Here is a 23,283-nt window from a genome sequence, read left to right as displayed (position 1 = left end):
GGCGACGCCGCGATGAGCTGCCGGGGCTTCTAGCCGGCGGCCCGGGCGCGGTCGCGGGTGGTGCCGAGGGCGCGGTAGCGCCGGAGCCGTTCGGTGAGCAGGTCGGGGCGGCGGCGCGGCAGCATCGCGGCGAGCTCCCGCTCCAGCTCGCGCCCGACGCGGCGGCAGAACGCCTCCGGCTCGTCGGCCGCGTCCGGGTGCTCGGGGACGACCCGGTCGGCGATGCCGTCGGCGACCAGGTCGGCCGAGCGCACGCCCTGCGCGGCCGCCAGCTCCGGGGCGTGCTCGACGTCGCGGTGCACGATGGCGCTGGCCCCCTCGGGCGGCAACGGTGACAGCCAGCCGTGCTGGGCGACGAGCACCCGGTCGCACGGGATCAGCGCGAGCGCGCCCCCGCCGCAGCCCTGGCCCAGCAGGATCGACAGCGTTGGCGCCTCAAGGGTCACGAGCTCGGACAGGCATCGGGCGATCTCGCCGGCCAGCCCGCCCTCCTCCGCCTCCGGGCTGAGCGCCGCGCCGGGGGTGTCGATGACGGTGACGAGCGGCAGGTTCAGCTCGTGCGCCAGGCGGAAGCCGCGCCGGGCCGCGCGCAGGGCCGCCGGGCCCATCGGCCCCACGTCGGCCTGGGTGCGCCGGTCCTGGCCGAGCAGCACGCACGAGACGCCGCCGAAGCGGGCCAGCGCCAGGTACAGCCCCGGGTCCTGCTCCCCCTCGCCGGTCCCGTTCAGCGGCAGGACGTCGGAGGCGGCATAGCGGAGCAGCTGCCGGACGCCGGGCCGGTCGGCGCGCCTGGAGCGGGTGATCGACTCCCACGCGGGCACGTCCGGCAGCGGCTCCGGCGGCGGCTCCGGTGGGAACGTCCCGCCCCGGTGCGGCGCCACCGGCGTCCCGCCCAGCGACGGCTCCGCCGGTGTCGGTGTCCCGCCTGGGGACGGCTCGGGCGGGGGCGCGAGCAGGATGCGCAGCGCGCGGTCGGCGATCCCGGCCAGCTCCTGCGGCGGCAGCACGGCGTCGACCAGGCCGTGCCGGTACAGGTTCTCGGCGACCTGGACGCCCTCCGGGAACGGCTCGCCGTACAGGGACCGGTAGACGCGCGGGCCGAGAAAGCCGATCATCGCGCCGGGTTCGGCGGCCGTGACGTGGCCGAGCGAGCCCCACGAGGCGAGCACGCCGCCGAGGGTGGGGTCGCGCAGGTAGACCAGGTACGGCAGCCCCGCGGCCTTGTGCTGGGTGACCGCCGCCGAGATCTTCACCATCTGCAGGAACGCCACCGTGCCCTCCTGCATCCTCGTGCCGCCCGAGGCGGGCGCGGCGAGCAGCGGCAGCCGCTCGGCGGTCGCCCGCTCCACGGCCGACACCAGGCGTTCGGCGGCGGCGACGCCGATCGATCCGGCGAGGAAGCCGAACTCGCAGGCGACGACGGCCACCCGGCGGCCGCGCAGCAGCCCCTCCCCCGTGATCACCGCCTCGTCCAGGCCCGTACGGTCTCTGGCGGCGGCCACGTCGGCGTCGGCCACCGGCCCGAGCGGCCGGTCCCAGCTGCGGAAGGAGCCGTCGTCGAGCGCGAGCTCGACGAGTTCGAGCGCGGTCATCCGGCCAGCCACGAGCGGATCTCCTCCTCGTCGGCGTTGAGCACGGGAGGCGCGGCGTGGTCGGTCCGGGTGGTCTCGACCTCGCCGTCCGGCCCGGCCGGGTCGAAGAACCGCAGCGGCGGGCCGGGCAGCGTGACCTGGCCGATGGCCGCGTGCTCGACGTCGATGAGCAGGCCCTGCGACCTGGTCTGCGGCCAGTCGTACACCTCGTCCAGGCTGCGCACCCGGCCGGCGGGCACGCCCGCGGCGGCCAGCCGGCGCAGCAGGTCGTCCGCGCCGAAGGGGGCGAAGGCGGCTTCGATCAGCTCGACCAGCCGCCGGCCCGCGGCCACCCGCTCCGCGTTCGTCGCCAGGCCGGGCTCGCGCGGGTCCAGGCCGAACTCGGCGCAGAAGCGCTGCCACAGCCCCTCGCTGCCCACCGCGATCTGCACGTGCCCGTCCCCGCACCGGAACAGCCCGTACGGGGCGATGGACGGGTGGTGGTTGCCCTGGGCGCGCCCGACCTCGCCGGCCACGGTCCAGCGGGTGCCCTGGAAGGCGTGCACCCCGACGATCCCGGCCAGCAGCGAGGTGCGCACGACCTGGCCGCGCCCGGTCCGCTCGCGTTCGAGCAGCGCGGACACCACGCCGTACGCGCCGTACATGCCGGCCAGCAGGTCGCCGATCGGCACGCCGACCCGCTGCGGGTCGTCGGGCCCGGACCCGGTGAGCGACATCAGCCCGGCCTCGCCCTGCGCGATCTGGTCGTAGCCGGCCCGCCCGGCCTCCGGCCCGTCGTGGCCGAACCCGGTGATGGACAGCACGACCAGCCGCGGGTTGAGCTCCAGCAGGCGCGCGGTGGTGAAGCCGAGCCGGTCGAGCACGCCGGCGCGGAAGTTCTCCAGCAGCACGTCCGCCTTGCGGATCAGGGCCTCGAGGGTGACCCGGCCGTCCTCGTCCTTCAGGTCCAGGGCGATCGACTGCTTGTTGCGGTTGCACGACAGGAAGTACGTGGACTCCGAGCCGGCGAACGGCGGCCCCCAGCCCCGGGTGTCGTCGCCGCTCCCGGGCTGCTCCACCTTGATCACCCGCGCGCCCAGGTCGCCGAGCATCATCGCGGCGTGCGGCCCGGCCAGCGCCCTGGTCAGGTCGACGACGACGTAACCGGCGAGCGGGCCGCTCATGACAGGCTCCCCGGCACGACGAGGATCACCCAGCACAGCACCGGCGCGACCACCATGATGGTCATGCCCCAGGTCATCAGGCGCTTGAAGACGTTGTCGCGTTCGGAGACGTCCGCGTTCGCGACGACCAGGGCGCCGTTGGTCGAGAACGGGCTGCAGTCGACCACCGAGGAGGAGATCGCCAGCGCCGTGACCAGGCCGACGGCGCCGACCTGACCGGTCTGCAGGAACGGCACGGCGAGCGGGATGAGCGCCCCGAGGATGCCGGTCGTCGAGGCGAAGGCGGAGACCACGGCGCCGATGAGGCAGATCAGGAACGCGGCCACGAGCGGGGCGCCGACGTGGGCGACCCCGTCGCCGAGCCACTTCACCGTGCCCTGGTCCTCCAGCAGGGAGACGTAGGTGACGATGCCGCCGACGAGGAGCACCGTACCCCAGCTGATCTTGTCGACGGTGCCGCGGGCCGCGGAGGGGAAGATGAGGGTGAGCGCGACCGCCACCGCCAGGGCGAGGAAGCCGATGTCGAGGTCGAAGACGAGCGCGCCCACGGCGAGCACGAGCAGGCCGACCAGGGTGAGGGCTCGCTGCGCGTCGAGGCGGGGCAGGGCGTCGTCGGCGGGCTCGGGGTCTTCGGTGGACTCGCCCGCGGATCCGGTGGCGGCGCCCGTTCGCGCGAGGGTGGCGACCTGCTCCTTCGGCGTCTCGCGGTCGCGCTGCAGCAGCTTGGTGCCGCCCAGAGTGAGGAAGCCGATCAGGCTGATCAGCGCGCAGGCGCCCAACGCGCTGAAGAACAGCACGGCCGGGCTGCCCGGAAGGTGGCTCTTGTCCACGACGCCGTTGGTGATCGCGCCGAAGATGCCGATCGGCGAGAAGCTGCCGCCGGTGGCGCCCTGCACCACCATCAGGCCCATCATGACCGGGTTGATCCGGTAACGGGCGGCGAAGCCCATCGCCACCGGGGCCACGATGGCCACCGCGGCGGGGCTGGCGGCGCCGATCGCCGTGATCGCGGCGCACACCACGAACATCACCCACGGCATCAGGGCGACCCGCCCGCGCACCGCGACCACGGCCCGGTGCACGATCCAGTCCACGGTGCCGTTGTTCCTGGCCAGCGCGAACAGGTACGTGACCCCGACCAGGATGACGAACAGGTTGGCCGGGAAGCCGCCGAGGACGTCCGACACCTTCACGCCGAACACGGCGGTGCCCACGACGAACGCCGCCACGAGCGCCAGCGCCCCCATGTTGATGGACCGGACCGTGGCTATCAGGAACACCAACACCAATACAACCAACGCAACGACTTCCGCCGACATCGGCGACTCCTCGGGTCAGGTGACTCTCCGGTTACGTGCGCATTTCCGGATTGGCCTAGCCTCTGCGCCACTGCGCCGGATGTCAATAGACTGTCCCCCGTGACCAAGAAGCGCCCGCAGACCTCCGCGGTCCCCGAGCGGATGGAGCGTCCCCGCCTCTATGTGCAGCTGGCCGACCACATCGCGCGCTTCATCGAGGCTCAGGGGCTCTCCCCCGGCGATCGCCTGCCCCCCGAGCGCCGCCTGGCCGCCGAGCTCGGCGTCAGCCGGGCGACCCTGAGCCGCGCCCTGGTGGCGCTCGAGGTCCAGGGCATGGTCGAGGTCCAGCACGGCAACGGCGCCGTGGTGCTCGCGCCTGCGCTCCAGGAGACCCAGCGGGAGTCGCCGCCTGATCCGGCGTTATCGCTGGCCGGGCGCGACCCGATGGAGCTCGCGCGGGCCCGCGAGGCGATCATGGCGGGGCTGGCGCGCAGCGCGGCGGCGCATCCCGACCGCAGCCTCCGGCTCGCCCTGCTCGACGCCGACGGCCGCCCGGTGCGCTTCTCCGACACCTGGCCCTGCGTGCGCAGGCTGGCGGGGGCGAGCCTGCTGGCCGACCTCGACGACCTGCTCTCGGAGGCCGCGCCGCTGGACGACGCCCGGGTCTCGGCCGAGCGCCTGACCGCTCTCGCCCGGGCCGTCGTGATCGGTGACGCCGACGCGGCGGCGGCCGCCTGCGCCCGCCTGCTCCGGGTCTAGATCCAGGTCGCGCTCAGGCGCCGTCACGCGGCGGCGCCCTCGCCGCGCGCGCCCGATCGGCCAGGCGCCGGACCAGGTGATCGACGGGGGGTTGTCCTAGCCGGCGCCTACCATACGCGCATGACCACGCACGGATTCACGATCAGCGCCGAGGGCCCGTTCGACTTCGACGCCTCCCTGCGCTTCCTCGAGGACTGGCCGGCCACCAGCGCGCTGCCCTCCGACGGGCGGGCGATGCGCTTCGCCTACTGCGCCGAATCCGACTGGCTGCCGATCGGCGTCACCGTGACGGGCGCGCCGGGCGGGGTCGCCGTGGCCACGACGCGGCCCGCCGGGCCGGGGATCCGGGGCGAGGTGGCGCGGATCCTGTCCCTCGACGTCGACGGCGCCGGCTTCGCCAAGCTGGGCGAGGCCGACCCGGTGCTCGGCGACCTGCAGCGGCGCAGCCCCGGCCTGCGGCCGGTGTGCTTCTGGAGCCCGTGGGAGGCCGCGTGCTGGGCGGTGATCGTGCAGCGTTCGTCGATGCTCATCGCCTCGCGGATCAAGCAGCGCATCGCCGACCGGTACGGCGCGAAGGTCACCGTCGGCGGGCAGGCGTACCCGGCGTTCCCCCCGCCCGTGTCGCTGCTGGAGGCCGGGGGTCTCGGGCTGCCGGCGCAGAAGGAGGAGTGGCTGCGCGGACTGGCGCGGGCGGCGCTCGACGGCGTGCTCACCACCGAGCACCTGCGCGCGCTCGACCCGCAGGACGCTTTGGCCGAGCTGCGCGCGCTGCCCGGCGTGGGGCCGTTCTCCGCGGGGCTGATCCTGATCCGCGGCGCGGGCGCGCCGGACGCGTTCCCCGGTGACGAGCCGCGCCTGTTCGCGATCCTGCGCGAGGCGTACGGCCTGGCGGAGGACGCGCCGCCGAGCGCGTACCGGAAGCTGGCGGAGGCGTGGCGGCCCTACCGCTCCTGGGCCTCCTTCCTCTTCAGGGCCTCCTCCTACGGGACCGCCGACGGCCGCGACTGAAAGCGCGTTGCCATCCGCCGTCCGTATACGTAGACTCATACGTATACGGGATGAGGGTGAGACGATGCCGAACAAAACGATCTACGTGTCGGACGAGGATCTGCCGATCTTCCAGCGGGCGCAGGAGCTCGCCGGCGGCAAGCTGTCGACCGCCATCAGCGTGGCGCTGCGGCGCTACGTCGAGATGGAGGAGGGCCGCCAGGAGGGCTACGAAGAGATCATCGTGCAGGTCGGCCAGGGCGCCGGGCGCAAGCAGCGCTTCTCCGGCGTGCTGCTCGGCGAGTGGGGCCGCACCAGCCGCAGCGGGCGGGTGGAGATGTTCCGCGTGTACCGCTCACGCAAGGGCAAGTTCGTCCTGCACGTCGACCGCTCGCCCGACTGGGTGAGCGGCTCGGAGTCCGACGACTGGGTGAGCACCTGGCGCGGCTACCTCGGGCTGGGCGAGACGAGATGGGGCTTCGTACAGGGCGCGGCCACGCTGGACGTCTTCGACACGGTCGAGGAGCTGCGCGGCAAGATCCCTGACGAGTTCTACGACCTGATCGCCGACCTGGCCGAGCGGCCCGCCGTCGAGGACCTCGACATCTGAACCCCGCTGATCGAAGCGGGCGGGCGACCGTCCGCCATCCCGTCATGCCCATAAATCATGGTTAACCTCCCAACAAAAGGAGAAATCCTGCGATGCCCCCCGCCATTCACGCCGAGGGCCTGGTCAAGAAGTACGGCGACGTCGTCGCCCTCGACGGGATGGACCTGTCCGTCCCCGAGGGCACGGTGTTCGGCCTGCTCGGCCCCAACGGCGCGGGAAAGACCACCACGGTACGGATCCTGACCACCCTGGTGAGACCGGACGCCGGACACGCCACCGTCGCCGGCCTGGACGTCGTCACGCAGGCCGACCTGCTGCGCTCGCGCATCGGCGCGTCCGGCCAGTACGCGGCCGTCGACGACCACATGACCGGCGCCGAGAACCTGGAGATGGTCAGCCGCCTCTACCACCTGGGCGCCAAGCGCAGCAAGCAGCGCGCCCGGGAGCTGCTGGAGCGCTTCGACCTGACCGGCGCGGCCGACCGCCCGGTGCGCGGCTACTCCGGCGGCATGCGGCGCCGCCTCGACCTGGCCGGCGCGCTGGTGGCCGACCCGCCCGTGCTCTTCCTCGACGAGCCCACCACCGGCCTGGACCCCCGGGCCCGCGCGGGCCTGTGGGAGGTCATCTCCGAGCTCGTGGCGGGCGGCACCACCGTGCTGCTCACCACCCAGTACCTGGAGGAGGCCGACCGCCTCGCCGACCGGATCGCGGTGGTCGACCACGGCCACGTGATCGCGCTCGGCACCGCCGACGAGCTGAAGGACCAGGTCGGCGGCGACCGGATCGAGCTGACCGTGGCCGGCGCCGGCGACCTGGCCGCCGCGCGGCACGCCCTGGCCTCCTTCGGCGAGGTACGCGTCGACCCCGCGGCGCTGCACGTGACGGTCCCGGTCACCGGCGGCACCGCCGCGCTCACCACCGCGCTCGGCCTGCTGGCCGCCGAACGCGTCACCATCCGCGACGCCGGGCTGCGCCGCCCGACCCTGGACGACGTCTTCCTCACCCTCACCGGCCACGAGGTCACCGCCGAGAAGGAGCCCGCCCGATGAACGCCCTGCAGATCGTGCTCGCCGACGGCGTGACGATCACCAAGCGCAACGCGCTCAAGATCAGACGAGCCCCGGACCTGCTCGGCGGCGCGGTCATCCTGCCGATCGTGTTCGTGCTGCTGTTCGCGTACGTCTTCGGCAGCATGATCGAGCTGCCGGGCCTGTCGTACCGCGAGTACCTGATCCCGGGCATCTTCGTCCAGACCATCGTCACCAGCGCGCAGATCACCGGCTACACCCTCACCCAGGACCTGCAGAAGGGCATCTTCGACCGGTTCCGCACGCTGCCGATGGCGCCCTCGGCGGTGCTGGTCGGCCAGACCGTCTGCGACGCGCTCATGAACGTGACCAGCATCGTCGTGATGGCGCTGGTCGGACTGGCCGTCGGCTGGCGCATCCACACCTCGCCCCTGGAGGCCGTGCTGGGCTTCCTGCTGCTGCTGTTCTTCGCGTACGCCTTCTCGTGGGTGACGGCGGCGGTGGCGCTGGCCCTGCGCACGCCCGAGGTGTTCAACAACATCGCCACCCTCGTGTCGATGCCGCTGGTCTTCCTGTCCAACGCCTTCGTGGACGCCGGCCGCCTGCCCGGGCCGCTCAGGGCCGTCGCCGAGTGGAACCCCGTCTCGACCGTCGTCCAGGCCGCCCGCGAGCTGTTCGGCAACGCGGGCGCGACGCAGCCGCGGGCCTGGCCGCTCCAGCACGCGGTGGGGGTGTCGCTGTTCTGGTCGGTGCTGATCCTGGTGGTGTTCGTGCCGCTGGCCACGCGCCTGTACAAGCGGGCGGTCAGCCAGTGACCGCTGGACCGCCTCAGGGCACGATGCCCTCGCGCAGCAGCGCCCACACCCGGCCGGCGGTGGCGCGCCGGTCGGGCGCCGGGGTCCTGGCCAGGACCCCGGCGAGCATGCCGACGACCAGCACCAGGTCGTCGGCCGAGACGCCGTCACGGACGTGCCCCGCGCGCCGGGCGTCGCCGAGCACGCCCGCCAGGACCCTCGACACGCGATCGCGTACGTCGATGATGCGGGGATCGGGCTCGCTCGGCCGCGCGCTGACCATCTCGATGAACGCGGTCGAGGTGATGGCCTGCTCGGTCAGCAGCGCCAGCAGGTCGTCGAGCGTGGTGCCGGGCCGGGCCGCCAGCGCCTCCAGCTCCGTGACGCCGTCCTCGAACACGGCCATCGCCAGGCTGATCCGGTCGGGGAAGTGCCGGTAGAGGCTGCCCTGCCCGACCCCGGCGGCGCGGGCGACCGAGCTCAGCGGCGCGTTGTATCCGGCGCTGGCGAACACCTCACGGGCGGCCGCGACCAACGCCGCCCGGTTCTCGGCCGCGGCGCTCGGTCCTCTGTTCGGTCGACGTGACTCCGGCACAGCGGGTATCGTAACAACCGGACGACATTGTCCGGTTGTTGACGGGGCCGGATGACGGCTGGCGAAAGGACGGGCTCTTGAGCACATTCGACGATCGCGTCGCCCTGATCACAGGTGCGGGGTCCGGAATCGGGCGGGCGATGGCCGTGGCGTTCGCCAAGGCGGGCGCCCGCGTCGTGGCCTGCGACATCGACAAGGAGTCGGCCGGGCGGACCGCCGAGGAGATCGGCGAGGCGGCCGTCGCGGTCGCCGCCGACATCTCCGACGAGGCGTCGGTGGCCGCGCTGACCGAGGCGGCGATCGGCGCGTTCGGCCGCGTCGACGTGCTGTGCAACAACGCCGGGATCATGGACACGATGGCGCTGCCCGCCGACATCCCGGTCGAGCTGTGGGAGCGGGTCCTGCGGGTGAACCTGACCGGCACGTTCCTGGTCACCCACGCGGTGCTGCCGCACATGCTGCGCCAGGGCTCCGGCGCGATCGTCAACACCGCCTCGGAGGCCGGCATCCGCGGCGGGGCGGCCGGCGCCGCCTACACCGCGTCCAAGCACGGCGTGGTCGGCCTGACCCGCAGCGTGGCCTGGGCGCACGCCAAGGACGGCATCCGCTGCAACGCCATCCTGCCCGGCCCCACCATGACCAACATCGCCACGAACGCGTCCTTCGACCCCACCGGCGCCGCCCGGCTCGGCCCCGTGCTCGCCCTCGGCGAGCGGCTGGCCCAGCCGGAGCAGATGGCCGACGCCGCGCTCTTCCTCGCCTCGGACGCCGCCTCGTTCGTCAACGGGGCGATCGTCCCGGTCGACGGCGGCTGGTCGGCGGCCTGACCTCTGATGAACGTCACCGTCGACACGGACCCCGGCCTCCGCGATCGCCCTGGAGCGGTCTTGACGGACGTCCTGATCGTGGGCGCCTCCGCCGGCGGCCTGGCCGTCGCGGAGGCGCTGCGCCGCAAGGGCCACCAGGGTGGCCTGACCGTCCTGGGCGCCGAGCCGCACCCGCCCTACGATCGCCCGCCGCTGTCCAAGCAGGTGCTGGCCGGCACGTGGGAGAGCGAGCGGGCGCACCTGCGGGCCGAGACCGAGCTGGACAAGCTGGGCGCGACGTTCCTTCTCGGCGACCCCGCGGTCCGGCTGGACCCCGAGGCGCGGGAGGTGTCCGCCGCCTCCGGGCGGACCCTGCGCGCGCAGGCCGTCGTGCTGGCCACCGGGCTGACCCCGTCCCGGCTGCCCGGCCAGGACGGGCTGGCGGGCGTCCACGTGCTGCGCACCCTGGACGACGCGCTCGCGCTCCGCGCCCGCCTGCTCGAAGGGCCGCGTCTCGTCGTCGTGGGCGAGGGCGTGCTGGGGGCGGAGGTGGCCGCCACCGCGCGCGGGCTCGGCCTGGACGTCACCCTCGTCGGCCTGGGCCGCGCGGTCCTGGCCGACCAGCTCGGCGACCCGGCCGCCGCGCTGCTCACCAGGAAGCACGCCGAGCACGGCGTCCGGCTGCGGCTCGGCGTCGCGGTCGAGGGCCTGGCCTCCGAGAGCGGCCGGGTCACGGGGGTACGCCTGGCCTCCGGCGAGCTGCTGCCCGCCGACGCGGTGGTGGTGGCGATCGGCTCCCGCCCCGCGACCGGGTGGCTCGGCGACAGCGGGCTGACCCTGCGCGACGGCGTGGAGTGCGACTCGCGCTGCCGCGCCGCCGGCGGCGTCTACGCGGTGGGCGACGTGGCCTCCTGGCAGCACGAGGGGCTCGGCCGGCGGCTGCGGCTGGAGAACCGGACCAACGCCGTCGAGCAGGCCCAGGTCGTGGCCGCCAACATCCTGGGCGAGGACCTGGCCTACGCGCCCGTCCCGTACTTCTGGACCGACCAGTACGACGTCAAGCTCCAGGTCCACGGGCTGCCGTCGCCCGAGGCGGAGGTGAGCGTGGTCGAGGGCGACCCCGAGCAGAACCGCTTCGTCGCCCTCTACCGGCTCGACGGCGTGGTCACGGCGGTGCTGGGCTGGAACATGGCCAAGGCCGCCCGCCTGCTCCGCGGCCGGCTGGGCGGCACGGCGTAGGACTGCTCCACCAGGGTGCCGGCACCCTGGTGGAGCAGCGGCTCAACTGGTGCGGACTTGCTGGTCGGCGTCGGCGGGCAGGCCGGCCGGCTGCGGCTGCGCGGCCCGGCGGCCGGGGATGGTCAGGACGATGAGCGCCGCCACCAGGGCGACCCCGCCGCCGATGAGGAAGCCGGCGCGGAACCCCGCCTCGGACGGCAGCGTCACGGACCCGAACGTGATCGTCAGGTTGGCCAGGACCGCCCCGAGCACGGCACTGGCACAGGACGTGCCGATCGAGCGCATCAGGCTGTTGAGCCCGTTGGCGGCGGCCGTCTCGGTACGCGGCACGGCGCTCATGATGATGGACGGCATGGCCGCGTACGCGAAGCCGATCCCGGCGCTGACCACGGCCGAGAAGATCAGGACGCCCCACGCGTGCCCCATCAGGACCAGGGCCAGGAGGTAGCCGGAGGCGATGACGAGCGTCCCGAGCAGCAGGGACGTCTTGGGCCCGCGAGCCCCCGACAGGCGGGCGGCCACCGGCGAGATCGCCATCATGACCAGCCCGGCCGGGGCCATCCACAGCCCGGCCTCGACCATCGAGCGGCCCAGGCCGTAGCCGGTGGCCTCGGGCAGTTGCAGGAGCTGCGGCGTGATCAGCGACATCGCGTACATGCCGAAGCCGATGACGATGGAGGCCAGGTTCGTCAGCAGCACCTGGCGGCGCGCGCTGGTGCGCAGGTCGATCAGGGGAGCGGACACGCGCAGCTCCCACCAGCCCCACAGCAGCAGGATCACCGCCGAGGCGGCGAACATGCCGAGCGTGATGGCGCTCGTCCAGCCCCAGTCGCTGCCCTTGGAGACCGGTAGCAGGAACAGGACCAGGCCGGCCGCCAGCCCCGCCGCTCCCACGAAGTCGAAGCGCCCCGGCGACTTGACCGGCGACTCGGGCACGATGATGAAGATCAGCACGCTCATCACCACGCCGAGCGCGGCGGCTCCCCAGAACAGCGCGTGCCAGCTCACGTACTGGGCGACGAACGCGGCGGCGGGCAGGCCGAGCGCTCCGCCCACGCCGAGCGAGGAGCTCATCAGGCCGATGGCCGAGCCGAGCCGCTGCGGCGGCAGCACGTCGCGCATGATGGCGATGCCCAGCGGGATGACGCCCATCCCGAACCCCTGCAGCGCGCGGCCGATCACCATGGGGGCCAGCGAGTTGGCGGGGGCGCACACCAGGGAGCCGACGGCCAGCAGGACCGCGCTGACGATCATGACGCGGCGCTTGCCGTACAGGTCTCCCAGGCGCCCCGAGACGGGCATGGCGACCGCGCCGGCCAGGAGGGTCGCGGTGATGGCCCAGAAGGCGTTGGCGGCCGTGGTGTGCAGGAGGATCGGCAGGGTCGCGATCAGCGGCACCATCAGGGTCTGCATCAGCGAGACCGTGATGCCCGCCGCCGCCAGCACGCTGATGATCGCTCCACTGGACGGTGCGGCACGCGTTGAACTCATGAGTTCTCCCGTATCTCGCAGAATTATATGCACGATGCATATGGTATGTATCCTACACATCACCATATAGAGGGATATTCTGACCGCCGTGGGGAGGTATTCATGCGCGAGGAGATCGTTGACATCGAGCGCGAGCTCATGCTCATAGGCCGATACAAGGAGCTGGCGTCGTCGGCCGCGCCCGCCTCGGAACGCCGGCTGGAGCGCGGCAGCAGCTACATCCTGCTCAGCCGGCTGGAGGCCGAGGGGCCGATGTCGATCGGCCAGCTCGCGCAGGCGTTCAGCCTCGACACCTCCACCGTCAACCGGCAGACCGCCGTCCTGCTCCGCGACGGGCTCGCCGAGCGCATCCCCGACCCCGAGGGCGGGATGGCCCGCAAGCTCCGCATCACCGAGGAGGGGGTGCGGCGGGTGGGCGGGGAGCGGGAGTACCGGCTGCACGGCCTGGCCACGGTCCTGAAGGACTGGACCCCTGAGGAGCTGGCCGCGTTCGCCCGGGGCCTGGCCCACTTCAACGCCAGCATCGAACACTGACCCCCGCCCCGGCCGCGTCCGCCGCCTTCGACCGGCGCGTGCGTCGTGCGGGAGAGCCGTGCAAGCGGCTTCAGACGGGTGCCGCCATGCGGACGGCATCGCGAACGGTGCCGTGCAGGCGGCACCGCGCGGGCGGCGTCAGCGGACCGGAGGCGTGCCGCTCCGCGCCGGGCAACGCGCGACCGTCATCGAGCACCGGCTCGCGGCGTCCGGCGACGACCTCATAGCCGGCCTCGGCCGGCCCTCATGACCACGCGCATCGCCCGGCGCTTGACGGCGTCGATCTGGTCGGGCCGCCCGGTCATGATGCCGTCCACGCCGTACGACATGAGGCGGCGGATGACGGCCCGCCGGTCGGTCGTCCACGTGTAGACCCGCATGCCGTGCTCGTGGACCTGCCTGACGTAGGCCGCGGTGAGGCCGCTGTGCGGCACCGTGACCGCGGCGGCGAACCCGGCCAGGTCCTCCAGCCGGGAGGCGTCCGGCTTGCCCATCAAGGCGACGGGGAGGTCGGGCATCATCTCGTGCAGGTTCCGCATCGACTCCCAGTTGTACGCCTGCAGGGCCAGCCGCTTGCCCTTCCACAGGGATCGGTACTTCCTCAGCTCGGCGGCCACCCGTTCGTCGATGTCCGGGCTGGCCGGATCGTGCTTGATCTCCAGCAGCATCCCGACCCCGCTCCTGCTCATCTCCCGCAGTCCCTGCTCCAGGGTGGGCACCTTCTCGCCCTGGAACTGGGAGGAGAACCACGAGCCGGCGTCCAGGCGCTGGATGTCCGCGAGCGTGAAGTCGGAGACCTTCCAGGGGGACCGGCCGGGGAAGACCTGCTCGACGTCGGTGGTGCGGGCCAGCGTCTGGTCGTGCATCAGGATGAGCCGGCGGTCCTTCGTCTGCTGGACGTCGTACTCGCACATGGTGGCCCGCTGCGCCCTGGCCACCTCGCAGGCCACGATGGTGTTCTCGGGCGCGTACCCGGATCCGCCCCGATGCGCGATGTTGTCGACCTCCCACGGCGCGGCATGGGCGGGCCTCGCCATGACGGCCAGTGCGGTGATGACGACGGCACCCAGCAGACGGTACATGAGCGCTCCTCCGGCCCGGCCCTTCCAACCCTCCCTGAACCCGACACGGACCTCTTATGTCGAGTTACGTCGAAAAGTGCCCACTAATGGCAGCAAAGAGCGGTTCGCTACGGCGTGTCGCGGACGTCCGCACGAACTTTTTGCCGACCACCTCAGTAGCCGCTCCCCCGCCCCAGGGGGCCGAACGCCACGTCCTCCTGCCGCCCCAGCACCTGGTCCTGCGCACGCCCGAGGTGACCCGGCCGACGACGACCCGGTAGGCGTCGTCGTGCTGGATCCGCTGCGGCCCCGTCGCGTACGAATGCGTGTGCGAGGTGTACGCGTCCGCCTGGAGATCCCCCTGGAAGCCGGTCAGGTCCCCGGGCGGCTTGAACCCCCAGTAGGTGAAGATCGCCCGCTCCGCCATGTCCTTCTGCGTGGTCGGGGTGCACAGGACGAAGCCGGCGAGGCTGCCGACCAGGGCGGTCATGCCCTTCTTGTCCCGGTATTCGGCCAGCACCCGGAAGTCCTCGACCGAGCCCTGCTCGGGCAGGCGCCGGTTGCCGTCCATGTTGTGGACGGGACCGCCGTTGGGCATGCACTCGCGGACGACCCGCAGCTGCTCGGGGGTGTTCTCCGGCAGCCGGGCGACGAACTCGGTGAAATCTCGCTGCTGGTCGGGGTGCAAAGGCTCTCCTCTGGTCTCACCCGTCCAGATGGAGCCGGACCCGCGGATCTATGGCGTCAGGACTTGTTACGGGCGGCGGCGGTTCCAGGAGTCGGTGATGTGCCTGCGCATCGCGGCCGCCGCCCCCTCCGGGTCGCCGGCCGCGATCGCGTCCTTGATGGCCTGGTGCTCGGCCAGCGTCTGGCGCATCACGGCCTCGTTGTACTCGCCGTGGTAGAGCATGCTCGTACGGGCCTTGTCGTGGATGCTGTTGACGATGGCCCGCCCCAGCCGGTTGCCCGACGCGGCCATGATCATGTCGTGGAAGCGCACGTCGGCGGCGGCGAAGTCGGGCGTGGAGGCGAGGTTGGCCCGCATGACCGCCAGCTCGGCGCCGATGCGCTCCTCGTCGCCGGGGGTGCGCGCCAGGGCGGCGGCCGCGGCCATCTCGGCCTCCAGCGCGGTGCGCACGGACACCAGCTCGTCCAGGAACGTCACGTTCTCGTCGTGCGCGATGACGGCGGTGAGCACGACGTCGTCGAGCAGGTTCCACTGCCGGGGGTCGGTGACCTGGGTGCCGCGGCCGTGCTCGATCCTGACCAGGCCCTTCTCCTGGATCACCTTGACCGACTCGCGGATGACGGTCCGGCTGACCCCGAACTCCTCGCAGAGGTCGGCCTCGGGCGGGAGCGCCGTGCCGGGCGGCAGCGCCCCGCGCACGATGTCGTCGACCAGCTGCTCGACCACGGTGGTGCCCAGTTTGGCCCCGCGGACCCGGCGCGGTGGCCGCTTGCCGGCCCGCTCGGGCGGCTGCGAATCCCACGGCCCTGTAGTCGCGTGCTGAGTCAACGCATCCTCCCGTCCGCCTGAACGCCCTTCAGTGTAGGGCATTGTGAATACGTCACACGTATGATGTCATATCCGGAAACACGGCGTTTACGTACCTCAAGCCGCCTTGTCCGAAGGAAGCCCCATGAGACGACGCACCCACCTGGCGGTCACCGCGGCAGCGGCCCTGCTCGCCGTCGCGGCCTGCGCTCCCCCGAACGCCCCGACCCAGGCGAAGCCGACCGGCTCCGCCGGGTCGCAGTACGGCTTCGCCCCCGCCGAGCAGAAGGCCGGCAAGCTGCTGGTGTGGGTGGACTCCACCCGGCTCGACGCCGCGAAGGCGTACCAGAAGGCACACCCCGACGTGCAGCTGGACATCGTCACCTACGACGGCAACGCCAACGGCTCCAACACGCTCAAGACCAAGGTGCAGCTGTTCGACCGGGCCGGCGAGGGCTGGCCGGACGTCGTGTTCACCACGGACAACAACACCGCGTCCTGGGCCTCGCAGGGCGACAACGCGTTCGTCGCCCCGCTCAACAAGGGCCTGCTCGACGACGCCACGCTGAGCGGCTTCGCCAAGGGCGCGCTCGACGTGTGCACCGTGGACGGCACGGTCTACTGCCTGCGCAACGACCTGGCCCAGGTCGTGCTCTGGTACAACAAGAAGCTGTTCGACAAGTTCGGCTACACGCTGCCCACCACCTGGGAGGAGTACCAGGCGCTGGGCGAGAAGGTGGCCGCCGAGCACCCCGGCTACATCATCGGCACGGCCGGTGACGCGTGGGCGCCGGAGATCTACATGTGGGGCGGCGAGTGCCCGGCCAACCAGGTCACCGGACCCAAGGCCATCACCGTCAAGGCCACCGACCCCAAGTGCGTGCGCGCCGCCAAGATGATGGACAAGCTCGTCGCGAACAAGACCATGTCGATGCTGTCCCTGTTCGGCCCCGAGTTCGCCAAGAGCCAGGGCGACAAGGTGCTCATGCTGCCCGGCCCGGCGTGGTACGGCGGCGCGGTCTTCCAGGGCACGCTCAAGACGCCGAAGGGCGAGCTGGCCGTGGGCGACGCCCTGCGCTGGTCGGACCAGAGCACGCCGGTGACCGGCAACGTCGGCGGCGGCACCTGGTGGCTGTCGCGGCACAGCGCGCGCCTCGACGCCGCCAAGGACTTCATCGGCTGGGTCGCCACGGCCGACGCGTACCAGGTCGAGCTCTCCCCCGGCTATCCCGCGTACGCGCCCGCCGCGACCAAGTGGATCAAGAAGCAGCAGGACAGCGGCTACTACGCCGGCGATCTGGCCGGCCCGATCTCGGCCGCGGCCGGGCAGGTGTGGTCCGGCTGGGGCTCGCCCGAGTTCAGCCAGGAGGCGGTCTGGGCCAAGACCGTCATCCCCGGGCAGACCGCCGGCAAGACGGTCGAGTCGCTGCTGCCTGAGTGGCAGACGGCCATCGAGCAGCAGGCCCAGGTCTTCGGCTACCAGGTCACCAAGTGACCGGATCGAGACTGCGGCTCTCCGCCGGGCACGTCTTCGTCTCCGGGTACGTGGTACTGCTGGTCGCGTTCGGCATCGTGCCCACGGTGTACGCGCTCAACCTCGCCTTCACCGACGCCCGCGGGGTCTTCACCGGTTTCGACAACTTCGTCAGGACCGCGCAGGACTTCCGGTTCCTGGCCGCCGTCGAGCACGTGGCCACCTACCTCGTGCTCTGGCTGGTCACCCTGACCGTGCTGGTCCTGCTGCTCGCGCTGCTGGTCCACCGGCTCACCGCGGGCTGGTCGCGGGCCGCGCTGCGGTTCGTCTACTACGTCCCCGGCGCGCTGGCGGGCGCGTCGAGCGTGCTGCTCTGGCTGTTCATGCTGGACCCGTCCGTGAGCCCGGTGGACGACCTCGTCCGCGCGCTCTGGGGCGAGACCTTCGTGCAGGTGATCTCGCCGGGTCACCTGCCGTGGATCTTCACCCTGATCGCGTTCTGGACCGGCGCGGGCGGCTGGATCGTGGTCATGTACGGCGCGCTGAACACGATCCCCCACCAGATCATGGAGGCCGCCCGGGTGGACGGCGCCGGGCCGGTGAAGATCGCGCTGCGGGTGCAGCTGCCGATGCTGCGCAAGTGGATCGTCTACATGCTGATCCTGTCCCTGGCGGCGGGCACGCAGCTCTTCGTCGAGCCGCAGCTCGTCTCCCAGGCCAGCTTCGGCGTGGTGGGCAACGACTACTCGATCAACCAGCTCGCGTACCTGTACGCCTTCAACCAGAACGACTTCAACGGCTCCGCGGCGATCGCCGTCGACCTACTCATCGTGGCGCTGTGCTGCGCCGGGCTGTTCGTCGCTCGGGGAGGTCTCTTTGACACGGACTGACCCCGCGCGGGCTGTCGCGAAAGTGCTCATAAGCGCGTTCCTGCTGGTCTTCGCGGTCTTCTTCGTCCTGCCCATGCTGTGGCTGCTGCTCGCCTCGACCAAGAGCCCGGCCGACCTGATCCACGGGAACCCGCTGTCGCCCGGCTCGCTCGGCTCGCTCGTCACCAACTGGCAGCACCTCATGTCCTTCCAGGACGGCGCCGTGCTGACCTGGATGGGCAATTCCGTCGCGTACTCCGCGTTCTCCGTGGCGCTGACCCTGCTGGTCAGCATCCCCGCCGGCTACGCGATGGCGCTCATGAGCTTCACCGGCCGGCGGCTGCTGCTGATCGTCACGCTGGTCGTGATGCTCATGCCGGGGACCGCGCTGGTGCTGCCGATCTTCCTGGAGCTCAGCTACGTCGGCCTGGTCAACCAGGCGGCGTCGGTCGTGCTGCCGATGTCGTTCTTCCCGTTCGGCGTCTACCTGACGTACATCTACTTCTCCACCAGCGTCCCCGGCGAGCTGCTCGACGCGGCGCGGCTGGACGGGTGCGGGGAGGGCGCGACGTTCCTGCGGGTGGCGCTGCCGCTGGCCAAGCCGGTGGTCGCGCTGGTCGCGTTCTTCAGCTTCGTGACGAACTGGAACAACTTCTTCCTGCCGTACGTGATGCTGCCGGACAGCGACAACTACCCCATGCAGGTCGGGCTCACGCAGATGCTGGCCGCGACCCCCACGTTCAACCCCGTCGTCGGCGCCAACGCCGAGGTGCAGCCGCCCGAGCTCGTCCTGGCGACCCTGCTGTCCATCGCTCCCGTGCTGCTGGTGTTCCTCTTCTCCCAGCGCTTCCTGGTCGCCGGGCTGACCGCCGGCGCGACCAAGGGATGACCGCCTCTCCTAGGAGTTCCATGACCGTCGTGAAAGCCAGCGTCCCCGTCCTCGACCCCCCGGCGTGGGCGCTGGCCCAGCGTGCCCTGCTCGACCTGCTGGACAGCGGATGGCGGCTGTTCTCCGACCGCTACACCAGGCCGGACGGCTCGCTGCGGTACTCCGGCCGGCTGTCCTCCCGCGACGGGGCGGACGACTTCTTCGAGCCGTTCTTCAACTGGCCGCAGCTCTACCTGCTGGGCGGCGCGGACGACCTGCTCGGCACCAGCGCCCGGCACTGGCACGGCGTCGTCGGGCAGATGACCGAGCTGGGCATGTTCGCCGACGAGTTCGAGATCGGCTACGACTGGTTCCACCAGGGCGAGAGCCTGCTGTTCACGTACTTCCTGACCGCCGCCGACCCGGCGGCCTGGGCCGGGCGGGCGACCAGGTTCGCCGACCTCTACCTCGACCCGGCCAAGGGCAACTACGACCCGGCGCACCGCATCATCAAGGCCCCGCACAACGGCAGCCGGGGCGCGCGGGACGGGGTGTCCGAATCGCCCTCATATCCATGGACTCCGGCGGAAGCCGCGCAGTACGGCTACCCGCTGGACTGGCTCGTCCCCGACGGCGCGCCCGTGCCGCCGCTCGCCGAGGACCCCCGCCTGGGCGCCGAGATGCAGCGCCGCCTCGGCCGGGGCGACGCGGTCGGCAACCTCAGCGTGGCCGGCCTGGTCTGCAACGCCTACCTCGTCTCGGGAGACGAGCGGTACGCCGCCTGGCTGCGCGAGTACGTCGGAGCCTGGCGGCGCCGGGCCGAGGAGAACGGCGGCGTCGTCCCCGACAACGTCGGCCTCGACGGCGTCGTCGGCAGCCTGCTCGACGGGCGCTGGTACGGCGGCCACTACGGCTGGACCTGGCCGCACGGCATGTACAGCATCGGCCAGGCGACGGCCGTCGGCGCCCTCAGCGCCGCCCTGGCCACCCGCGACGACGGCTACCTGGACCTCGTCAGGTCGCTGCTGGACGCGGTCATCGCCAGGGGCGTGAAGCTGCCGTTCAGCCAGAGCGACTCGGCCAACCAGGGCCGCTGGCGTGCCCACCTCGGCTCCGACGTGGACGTGCCGACCCTGCTGGTCCCCTACCGGCACAGCGACAAGGGCTGGTTCGACTACAACCCCGTCCAGACCTCGGTGCCGCTCGCGCTCTGGCACCACACCGGCGCCCCCGAGGACCGCGCCCGCCTGGACGCGCTGCGCGCCGCGACCGGCTACGACTGGGCCACGGTGCGGCCGTTCCGCGACAAGGAGGAGGCCGGGCACGAGGAGCCCTGGTACGCGTACCTGTGCGGCGACAACCCCGGCTACCCCGAGCGGATCCTCGCCGCCGCGCACGCCCAGGCCCGCCGCCGCATCGCCCTGCTGCTCGCCAACGCCGACCGCGACCTGCCCGAATCGGACATCCACCTCTGGCAGAACGTCAACCCCGTGGTGACCGAGGCCCTCACGCAGCTCATGTGGGGCGGGCCGCAGGTCATCTACAACGGGGGCCTGCAGCAGGCCAGGGTCCGCTACTTCGACGCCGAGCGCCGCCGTCCCGGCGTGCCCGAGCAGGTGGCGGCGCTGGTCAGCTCGATCGAGCCTGAGGCCACGGTGGTCACGCTCGTCAACCTCTCCGCCACCGCCGACCGGGTGCTGGTCGTGCAGGCGGGGGCGTTCGGGGAGCACGAGATCGCCGGCGTCACGGCCACGGCGGCCGAGCCGGGCTGGACCGGCCACGACACCGAGTACGTCCACCACGAGCCGGTGCGCTCGGTCGCCGAGACCCCGGTGAACGGCCCGCACCTGACGGTGGAACTGCCCGCCGGCACCACCGTCACCCTCACTTTGCGCCTGCGCCTGCACGCCTACCGGCCGTCCTACCGGCAACCCTGGGACTGACGGCCCCTCAGCGCAGCAGCCGCGCGGGCACCGCGTCCGCGAGCGCCTTGTAGCCCGTCGGGTTCAGGTGCAGGTGGTCGCCCACGTCGAAGGCCGGGAGCATCCGCCGCGGATCGGCCGGGTCCCGCAGCGCCCGGTCGAAGTCGATCACCGCGTCGAACGCGCCGCTCGTGCGGATCCAGTCGTTGACCGTCTGCCGGGCCGCCTCGCGGTAGCCCTGGGCGTCGTCGTAGAAGCTGCCGCCGAAGGGCGTGATCGTGGCTCCGTACACCCGGATGTCCCGCGCGTGAGCGCGCACGATGATCTGGTCGTAGGCGGCGATCAGCTCGTCGGCGACCCTCTTCTGGGCCTCCTGGGTGGCGTCCGCGGTGCCGAGGTCGTTGACGCCCTCGAAGAGGATCAGCCACTTCACGCCGCTCTGCGCGAGCACGTCGCGGTCGAGGCGGGCCAGGACGCTGGGGCCGAGCCCGTCGTCGAGCACCCGGTTGCCGCCCGCCGCCTGGTTGGCGAAGGCGACGGGCGTGGCGTGGCGGCCGGCCCGCAGGCGGTCGAAGAGCTGGTCGGGCCAGCGGTCGTTCTGGTTGGTGGTGGAGCCCCTGCCGTCGGTCAGCGAGTCGCCGACCAGGGCCAGCGTCGCCGTGCCGGGCTCGGCCCAGACCTCGAGGCCGCTGAGGAAGTACCAGTGGTCGACGGGGGTGGCGCCGGTGAGGTCCGCCGCGCCGGCCTGGTTGCCCCTCGCGAGGTAGGAGGTGGTCCGGGAGCCGGGGTGCGAGGTGACGGCGGTGGAGGCCTGGCCGTCGGCCAGGTAGAGGGTCACGGTCAGTACGGTGCCCGCGGCCGGCGTGAGGTCGAACGGATCGGACACGACCTGCGCCCCGACCGGCACGACCGCCGAGGGCCGGCCGGAGAACGTCACCGGGCGGACGGTCTCCGGCCGGACCGCGCTCACCCCGGCCTGCCCGCCGCTCGGGAGCGCCACGGTGACGCGGGTGACAGGCAGCGGCGCGCCGCCGAACGCGTTGGACAGGCGCAGCCGGAACCGCTGCCCGCCGGCCGAGACCCGCAGGGTCTGCCTTAAGGTGCTGTCGGCCAGGACCAGGTCCTCCTGCGTGTACGGCGCGGGCGGGAGGTTGTCCGGCTCGGTGAGCTGCGGCATCGCCGTCCACGTGGTGACCCAGTGCCCATCGGGCATAGATCCGGCCTCCAGAAAGTTTCGGTCAAGATTCGAACATTTCGGAGGGAAAGTATGACACGCCACCCTCGACACATGAAAGCGCTACAGCTCCCGCAGCTCACTCACCACTACCTAGCAAACTACGAAAAACATAGTAGGCTGCGGGCATGGAACTAGGTATCGCCCTGCCCACGTCGGGCCCGCTGGCCGGCCCGGAGAACATCGCCCGCGTCGCGCGCGAGGCGGAGCGGCTCGGGTACGACTCCGTGTGGACCTACGAGCGGCTGCTGCGGCCCGTCGCGCCCGTCTCGATGGGCGGCGGGGAGCCGCAGCCCGTGCCCGAGGTCTACCGGCTGGCCTACGAGCCGCTGGAGACGCTGAGCTACGTGGCCGCGCTCACCGAACGCGTCAAGCTCGGCACCAGCATCATCGACGCCCTGCTGCACCCGGCCGCCGTCCTGGCCAAGCGCTTCGCCACCCTCGACCGGTTCAGCGGCGGGCGGGTCGTCGCCGGGCTGGGTCAGGGGTGGATGCCGCAGGAGTTCGAGGCGGCCGGGGTGCCGATGAGCCGGATCGGGCCCGGCATGGACGAGGTCGTCGCCGCCATGCGGGCCTGCTGGGGGCCGGACCCCGTCTCGTACGACGGGAAGTTCACCCGGATCGCCGAGTCTGAGATCAACCCCAAGCCGGTGCAGGCCCGGGTGCCGATCCTGCTGGGCGCGATGACGCCGGGCGGCGTGCGGCGGGCCGCCCGCATCGCCGACGGGCTCAATCCGGTGGCCGTCTCACGTGACGCGCTGCTCGGCCTCGGCAAGGCCTTCCGCGCGGCGGTCGAGGAGTTCGGCCGCGACCCGGAGTCGGTCACCGTGGTCGCCAGGGCCAACGTGCCGATCACCGCCGAGCCGATGGGTGACGACCGGCCGTTCCTGGGCGGCTCGCCGCGCCAGATCGCCGACGACCTGGCCGGGCTCGAGGGCACCGGTGTGGACCACGTCCTGTTCGCCACCTCGGGACGCACCCCCGAGAGCGAGCCGGGGATCGACGAGACGCTCGCCCTCTACGCCGAGCTCATCGACCTCGCCCGCAGGTGAGGCCGGCCGCTCAGGAGGCGCACTGCTCGTGGATGTTGTTGCGGGCGGCCCAGGCGTGCAGCTCGAGGAAGGCGCCGCGCAGGTCCTCGCCGATGGGGGTGAGCCGGTAGAGGACCGCCGTGGCGGGGCCGTCGGCCAGCTGGCGCTCGACGAGCCTGGCCGCCATCAGCTCCCGCAGGCGATCGGACAGGATGCCGTCGGTGATCCCCGAGATCGACTTGGCCAGCTCACCGAACCGCGCGGGCCGCTCCATCAGCGCGACGAGGATCATGCCGTTCCAGCGCTTGCCGAGCACCTTGAACACGTCCACGAACTGCACGTCGCACGAGATGCCATGCGGGCTCCCGTCCGTCGCGACGGTCTCGGAGACGTGTTCGGCCATGGCCACCAGCCTACCCTCCCGGTACCACCC

General features: G+C 72.3%; 23 protein-coding genes. 13 read left to right on the top strand and 10 right to left on the bottom strand.

What is annotated here, in order from left to right; all coding sequences use genetic code 11:
* Positions 1–29: 29 nt before the first annotated feature.
* From H4W80_RS50520 to H4W80_RS50510, 3 genes are read right to left on the bottom strand one after another with little or no spacing between them, the layout of a single operon-like run.
* Entirely contained in the window at positions 30–1,604 is a 1,575-nt protein-coding gene (locus H4W80_RS50520) for a carboxyl transferase domain-containing protein (protein WP_318787439.1), read from the bottom strand.
* Entirely contained in the window at positions 1,589–2,755 is a 1,167-nt protein-coding gene (locus H4W80_RS50515) for a CaiB/BaiF CoA transferase family protein (protein ID WP_192791583.1), read from the bottom strand. The genes H4W80_RS50520 and H4W80_RS50515 overlap by 16 nt, the downstream gene beginning before the upstream one ends.
* A complete protein-coding gene (locus H4W80_RS50510; protein ID WP_192791582.1) occupies positions 2,752–4,074 on the bottom strand; it encodes an SLC13 family permease in 1,323 nt (440 codons plus the stop codon). The genes H4W80_RS50515 and H4W80_RS50510 overlap by 4 nt, the downstream gene beginning before the upstream one ends.
* Before the next feature lie 99 nt (positions 4,075–4,173).
* Between H4W80_RS50510 and H4W80_RS50505 the strand changes: the two genes are divergently transcribed.
* From H4W80_RS50505 to H4W80_RS50485, 5 genes are all read left to right on the top strand, one after another.
* Positions 4,174–4,812, top strand: coding sequence for a FadR/GntR family transcriptional regulator (locus H4W80_RS50505; protein WP_318787438.1), 639 nt, complete (start codon positions 4,174–4,176; stop codon positions 4,810–4,812).
* Between the two features lie 120 nt (positions 4,813–4,932).
* Positions 4,933–5,820 carry a DNA-3-methyladenine glycosylase family protein gene (locus H4W80_RS50500; RefSeq protein ID WP_192791581.1) on the top strand — a complete coding sequence of 296 codons (888 nt, stop codon included), beginning with the start codon at positions 4,933–4,935 and terminating at the stop codon, positions 5,818–5,820.
* Positions 5,821–5,884: 64 nt separating this feature from the next.
* Entirely contained in the window at positions 5,885–6,409 is a 525-nt protein-coding gene (locus tag H4W80_RS50495; RefSeq protein ID WP_185072484.1) for an EXLDI protein, read from the top strand.
* 92 nt (positions 6,410–6,501) lie between these two features.
* A complete protein-coding gene (locus H4W80_RS50490; protein WP_192791580.1) occupies positions 6,502–7,458 on the top strand; it encodes an ATP-binding cassette domain-containing protein in 957 nt (318 codons plus the stop codon).
* Complete coding sequence (locus H4W80_RS50485; RefSeq protein WP_192791579.1) at positions 7,455–8,252, top strand: ABC transporter permease; 798 nt, start codon at positions 7,455–7,457, stop codon at positions 8,250–8,252. The genes H4W80_RS50490 and H4W80_RS50485 overlap by 4 nt, the downstream gene beginning before the upstream one ends.
* A gap of 13 nt (positions 8,253–8,265) precedes the next feature.
* On the opposite strand, the gene H4W80_RS50480 is transcribed toward H4W80_RS50485, so the two are convergent.
* Entirely contained in the window at positions 8,266–8,826 is a 561-nt protein-coding gene (locus H4W80_RS50480; RefSeq protein WP_192791578.1) for a TetR family transcriptional regulator, read from the bottom strand.
* A 77-nt stretch (positions 8,827–8,903) separates the two neighbouring features.
* On the opposite strand from H4W80_RS50480, the gene H4W80_RS50475 reads away from it, so the two are divergent.
* Both H4W80_RS50475 and H4W80_RS50470 read left to right on the top strand, forming a co-directional pair.
* The gene (locus H4W80_RS50475; RefSeq protein ID WP_192791577.1) at positions 8,904–9,653 is read left to right on the top strand and encodes an SDR family NAD(P)-dependent oxidoreductase; all 750 of its coding nucleotides are present in this window, start codon (positions 8,904–8,906) and stop codon (positions 9,651–9,653) included.
* A 60-nt stretch (positions 9,654–9,713) separates the two neighbouring features.
* Positions 9,714–10,871, top strand: a complete 1,158-nt coding sequence (locus tag H4W80_RS50470) for an NAD(P)/FAD-dependent oxidoreductase (protein ID WP_225964116.1) — start codon at positions 9,714–9,716, stop codon at positions 10,869–10,871.
* Positions 10,872–10,913: 42 nt separating this feature from the next.
* Here the strand turns inward: H4W80_RS50470 and H4W80_RS50465 are convergent, their stop codons facing one another.
* Positions 10,914–12,362 carry an MFS transporter gene (locus tag H4W80_RS50465; RefSeq protein ID WP_192791575.1) on the bottom strand — a complete coding sequence of 483 codons (1,449 nt, stop codon included), beginning with the start codon at positions 12,360–12,362 and terminating at the stop codon, positions 10,914–10,916.
* Positions 12,363–12,464: 102 nt separating this feature from the next.
* Here H4W80_RS50465 and H4W80_RS50460 point away from each other — a divergent pair, with 102 nt between their 5' ends.
* A complete protein-coding gene (locus tag H4W80_RS50460; RefSeq protein ID WP_192791574.1) occupies positions 12,465–12,896 on the top strand; it encodes a MarR family winged helix-turn-helix transcriptional regulator in 432 nt (143 codons plus the stop codon).
* A gap of 221 nt (positions 12,897–13,117) precedes the next feature.
* On the opposite strand, the gene H4W80_RS50455 is transcribed toward H4W80_RS50460, so the two are convergent.
* The 3 genes from H4W80_RS50455 to H4W80_RS50445 form a co-directional block, all read right to left on the bottom strand.
* Positions 13,118–13,978, bottom strand: coding sequence for a glycerophosphodiester phosphodiesterase (locus H4W80_RS50455; protein ID WP_192791573.1), 861 nt, complete (start codon positions 13,976–13,978; stop codon positions 13,118–13,120).
* Between the two features lie 64 nt (positions 13,979–14,042).
* Positions 14,043–14,645 (bottom strand): hypothetical protein, encoded by a 603-nt coding sequence (locus tag H4W80_RS50450; RefSeq protein ID WP_192791572.1) that lies wholly within the window; start codon positions 14,643–14,645, stop codon positions 14,043–14,045.
* 66 nt (positions 14,646–14,711) lie between these two features.
* On the bottom strand, positions 14,712–15,473 hold the full coding sequence (locus tag H4W80_RS50445) for a FadR/GntR family transcriptional regulator (protein ID WP_192791571.1): 762 nt from the start codon (positions 15,471–15,473) through the stop codon (positions 14,712–14,714).
* 124 nt (positions 15,474–15,597) lie between these two features.
* Between H4W80_RS50445 and H4W80_RS50440 the strand changes: the two genes are divergently transcribed.
* Genes H4W80_RS50440 through H4W80_RS50425 form a run of 4 tightly spaced genes read left to right on the top strand, consistent with a single transcriptional unit; the run spans position 15,598 to position 20,606 of the window.
* Positions 15,598–16,947 carry an ABC transporter substrate-binding protein gene (locus tag H4W80_RS50440; protein ID WP_192791570.1) on the top strand — a complete coding sequence of 450 codons (1,350 nt, stop codon included), beginning with the start codon at positions 15,598–15,600 and terminating at the stop codon, positions 16,945–16,947.
* The gene (locus H4W80_RS50435; RefSeq protein WP_192791569.1) at positions 16,944–17,816 is read left to right on the top strand and encodes a carbohydrate ABC transporter permease; all 873 of its coding nucleotides are present in this window, start codon (positions 16,944–16,946) and stop codon (positions 17,814–17,816) included. The genes H4W80_RS50440 and H4W80_RS50435 overlap by 4 nt, the downstream gene beginning before the upstream one ends.
* Positions 17,803–18,684 (top strand): carbohydrate ABC transporter permease, encoded by an 882-nt coding sequence (locus H4W80_RS50430; protein ID WP_225964115.1) that lies wholly within the window; start codon positions 17,803–17,805, stop codon positions 18,682–18,684. Before H4W80_RS50435 ends, H4W80_RS50430 begins: the two co-directional genes overlap by 14 nt.
* A 20-nt stretch (positions 18,685–18,704) precedes the next feature.
* Positions 18,705–20,606, top strand: a complete 1,902-nt coding sequence (locus H4W80_RS50425; RefSeq protein WP_192791568.1) for a DUF8034 domain-containing protein — start codon at positions 18,705–18,707, stop codon at positions 20,604–20,606.
* A 7-nt stretch (positions 20,607–20,613) separates the two neighbouring features.
* On the opposite strand, the gene H4W80_RS50420 is transcribed toward H4W80_RS50425, so the two are convergent.
* Positions 20,614–21,798: an SGNH/GDSL hydrolase family protein gene (locus tag H4W80_RS50420; protein ID WP_192791567.1), complete on the bottom strand. Its 1,185-nt coding sequence runs from the start codon at positions 21,796–21,798 to the stop codon at positions 20,614–20,616.
* Between the two features lie 149 nt (positions 21,799–21,947).
* On the opposite strand from H4W80_RS50420, the gene H4W80_RS50415 reads away from it, so the two are divergent.
* Positions 21,948–22,871, top strand: a complete 924-nt coding sequence (locus H4W80_RS50415) for a TIGR03619 family F420-dependent LLM class oxidoreductase (RefSeq protein WP_192791566.1) — start codon at positions 21,948–21,950, stop codon at positions 22,869–22,871.
* A 10-nt stretch (positions 22,872–22,881) separates the two neighbouring features.
* On the opposite strand, the gene H4W80_RS50410 is transcribed toward H4W80_RS50415, so the two are convergent.
* Positions 22,882–23,253 carry a winged helix-turn-helix transcriptional regulator gene (locus tag H4W80_RS50410; RefSeq protein ID WP_192791565.1) on the bottom strand — a complete coding sequence of 124 codons (372 nt, stop codon included), beginning with the start codon at positions 23,251–23,253 and terminating at the stop codon, positions 22,882–22,884.
* Between the last annotated feature and the right edge of the window lie 30 nt (positions 23,254–23,283).

Source organism: Nonomuraea angiospora, assembly GCF_014873145.1.
In the GTDB taxonomy this organism is placed as follows: Bacteria; Actinomycetota; Actinomycetes; order Streptosporangiales; family Streptosporangiaceae; genus Nonomuraea; species Nonomuraea angiospora.
Note: the sequence above shows the minus strand (reverse complement) of the source record. Positions and strands in the feature narration are given on the sequence as shown.

What these genes read in the sequence shown, in the direction of transcription:
- H4W80_RS50515 (WP_192791583.1), bottom strand. Translation starts at nt 2,755, where the DNA reads ATGAGCGGCCCGCTCGCCGGTTACGTCGTCGTCGACCTGACCAGGGCG.
- H4W80_RS50510 (WP_192791582.1), bottom strand. Translation starts at nt 4,074, where the DNA reads ATGTCGGCGGAAGTCGTTGCGTTGGTTGTATTGGTGTTGGTGTTCCTG.
- H4W80_RS50500 (WP_192791581.1), top strand. Translation starts at nt 4,933, where the DNA reads ATGACCACGCACGGATTCACGATCAGCGCCGAGGGCCCGTTCGACTTC.
- H4W80_RS50495 (WP_185072484.1), top strand. Translation starts at nt 5,885, where the DNA reads ATGCCGAACAAAACGATCTACGTGTCGGACGAGGATCTGCCGATCTTC.
- H4W80_RS50490 (WP_192791580.1), top strand. Translation starts at nt 6,502, where the DNA reads ATGCCCCCCGCCATTCACGCCGAGGGCCTGGTCAAGAAGTACGGCGAC.
- H4W80_RS50485 (WP_192791579.1), top strand. Translation starts at nt 7,455, where the DNA reads ATGAACGCCCTGCAGATCGTGCTCGCCGACGGCGTGACGATCACCAAG.
- H4W80_RS50465 (WP_192791575.1), bottom strand. Translation starts at nt 12,362, where the DNA reads ATGAGTTCAACGCGTGCCGCACCGTCCAGTGGAGCGATCATCAGCGTG.
- H4W80_RS50460 (WP_192791574.1), top strand. Translation starts at nt 12,465, where the DNA reads ATGCGCGAGGAGATCGTTGACATCGAGCGCGAGCTCATGCTCATAGGC.
- H4W80_RS50455 (WP_192791573.1), bottom strand. Translation starts at nt 13,978, where the DNA reads ATGTACCGTCTGCTGGGTGCCGTCGTCATCACCGCACTGGCCGTCATG.
- H4W80_RS50440 (WP_192791570.1), top strand. Translation starts at nt 15,598, where the DNA reads ATGAGACGACGCACCCACCTGGCGGTCACCGCGGCAGCGGCCCTGCTC.
- H4W80_RS50425 (WP_192791568.1), top strand. Translation starts at nt 18,705, where the DNA reads ATGACCGTCGTGAAAGCCAGCGTCCCCGTCCTCGACCCCCCGGCGTGG.
- H4W80_RS50420 (WP_192791567.1), bottom strand. Translation starts at nt 21,798, where the DNA reads ATGCCCGATGGGCACTGGGTCACCACGTGGACGGCGATGCCGCAGCTC.
- H4W80_RS50415 (WP_192791566.1), top strand. Translation starts at nt 21,948, where the DNA reads ATGGAACTAGGTATCGCCCTGCCCACGTCGGGCCCGCTGGCCGGCCCG.
- H4W80_RS50410 (WP_192791565.1), bottom strand. Translation starts at nt 23,253, where the DNA reads ATGGCCGAACACGTCTCCGAGACCGTCGCGACGGACGGGAGCCCGCAT.